The following is a 2,228-nucleotide window of genomic DNA, read 5'->3' on the forward strand; positions in this document are numbered from 1 at the left end:
TATTGTTCATAGACCCAGGCTTTATGCGCATAGTTCGGGCTGCCGATCAGGGCGCGCAACCCATCAATCGCGCCGATGGCGGGAACCTCACCCAAAGGTGCGGCGGGCGGGGTTTCCACCCATGGGCGGTCATATTCCGGCGCGGATGAGGCGAGCTTTGACAGCGGCAAATCGGCCTTCACCTCATTGCCGTGCAGGATCAAAAATCGGTCCTCGGGGATGGTTTCGCCGACAATGGCAAAGTCGAGATCCCATTTCACGAAAACCGCGCGGGCTTCTGCCTCAAGTTCCGGGTTCAGGACCATCAACATCCGTTCCTGACTTTCCGACAGCATCATTTCATAGGCGGTCATCGCGGCTTCGCGCTGCGGCACATCGTCGAGTTGCAGCTTGATGCCGAGTTTGCCCTTGTCGCCCATTTCCACCGCAGAACAGGTCAGGCCAGCCGCCCCCATATCCTGAATGGAAATCACCGCCCCCGTCGCCATCAGTTCCAGACATGCCTCCAGCAGACGCTTTTCGGTGAAGGGGTCGCCGACTTGCACGGTGGGGCGTTTCTCTTCAATCGTGTCGTCAAATTCGGCGCTGGCCATCGTCGCTCCACCAACGCCATCGCGGCCGGTTTTGGCACCGAGATAGACCACGGGCATGCCCACGCCAGAGGCGACCGAGTAGAAAATTTTATCCGCATCGGCCAGACCGGCGGCAAAAGCGTTCACAAGGCAGTTGCCGTTATAGGAGGCATGAAAACGAACTTCGCCGCCCACGGTTGGCACGCCAAAAGCGTTGCCATAGCTGCCGACACCTTCCACCACACCTTTGACCAAATGCGCGGTTTTGGGGTGAGAGGGCAGGCCGAAACTGAGTGCATTCATCGCCGCAATGGGACGAGCGCCCATGGTGAACACATCGCGCAGGATGCCACCCACGCCCGTAGCAGCGCCTTGGTGAGGTTCGATATATGAGGGGTGGTTGTGGCTTTCAATTTTGAAAATAACCGCTTGCCCGTCGCCGATGTCCACAACGCCCGCGTTTTCGCCCGGTCCGCAGATCACTTGCGGGCCAGTGGTGGGCAAGGTGCGCAGCCATTTTTTCGAGGATTTATAGGAGCAATGCTCATTCCACATCGCGGAAAATATACCGAGTTCCGTGAAACTCGGTTCGCGCCCAATGATCTCCAACAGGCGCTCATACTCATCCGGTTTCAGCCCGTGTGCAGCGATCAGCGCAGGCGTGATCTCAGGTTCGGACAAGGGGTTCGGCGCGGCGCTGGTCATGGCATTTCCCATCGGTCGATTGTTGCCGCGTCCATAGGGCAAAGCGGGATCAAGTGGAAGGGGGGCGACGCAGTTATGCGGTGCGTCGTTGGGGTATCGTGCGACGCGCGCGTTGATTCTTTGGTGTGCTTCAAATATGCGCGGCAAAAAAAAAGGCCGAGCAACCGCTCGGCCAAGTCCAACAGGGAGGTGAGGAAGGCAAGAGAAACTCATTGCCGCCCTCACCAACCCAATTAGGTCGCCGCTGGATGAAGTGCAAGTTTTTTGACCAAGCAATCAGGGAATATCAGTTATGCATCTGCGGCATAGCTTTCCCAACAAACTGATTTCGTTTGATTAACGGGTTATCCGTTGTTCTCCGCCGCTTCCTTTTGGCGTTTGCGATAGCTGAAAATTTCTTCGGTCACAAAATCGCGGAAGGCGGAAATGCGCTTTGATTGGCGCAATTCTTCCGGATAGGCCAGAAAAACCGGCACCTCGGCGGAATCAACGTCCGGTAGAACGCGGATCAGGTTGGGGAAATCTTCGGTTAGATAGTCGGGCAAGACCCCGATTCCCAAATGGCTGAGCACGCCTTGCAAAACGCCGAAGTAATTGTTCACCGTCAACATCGACGGAATGTCATGCAGCATCAATTGTTGCACCAACGAGGCACCTGCGGCCACCTGCGGTGTTCCGGAGTGCTGGCAGATCAGCCGATGATGCGCGAAATCCTCCATCTTGGTGGGGATGCCGGCCGCATCCAGATAGTCCTGGGTCGCGTAAAGACGCATCCGGATGTTCATCAACCGACGACGGATCAGGTCGGCCTGGCTCGGCTCCTTCATCCGGATCGCAACGTCGGCTTCGCGCATCGGCAGATCCAGCACCCTTTCTTCCAGCATCAGGTCGATCTTCAGGCCGGGGTATTTGGCATAAAGCGCGGGCAGGCGTGGGGCCAGCCAAAGCGTG

Annotated in this window: 2 protein-coding genes; both read right to left on the bottom strand. The window is 57.3% G+C overall.

Annotated features, from left to right (window positions below; genetic code table 11):
- A partial coding sequence (gene purL / locus L0H65_RS18750) for a phosphoribosylformylglycinamidine synthase subunit PurL (protein ID WP_301460717.1) occupies positions 1–1,253 on the bottom strand: 1,253 nt, incomplete at its 3' end.
- Positions 1,254–1,621: 368 nt separating this feature from the next.
- A partial coding sequence (locus tag L0H65_RS18755) for a substrate binding domain-containing protein (protein ID WP_301460716.1) occupies positions 1,622–2,228 on the bottom strand: 607 nt, incomplete at its 5' end.

The sequence above is a fragment of the Pseudorhodobacter sp. genome, assembly GCF_030452865.1.
In the GTDB taxonomy this organism is placed as follows: Bacteria; Pseudomonadota; Alphaproteobacteria; order Rhodobacterales; family Rhodobacteraceae; genus Pseudorhodobacter.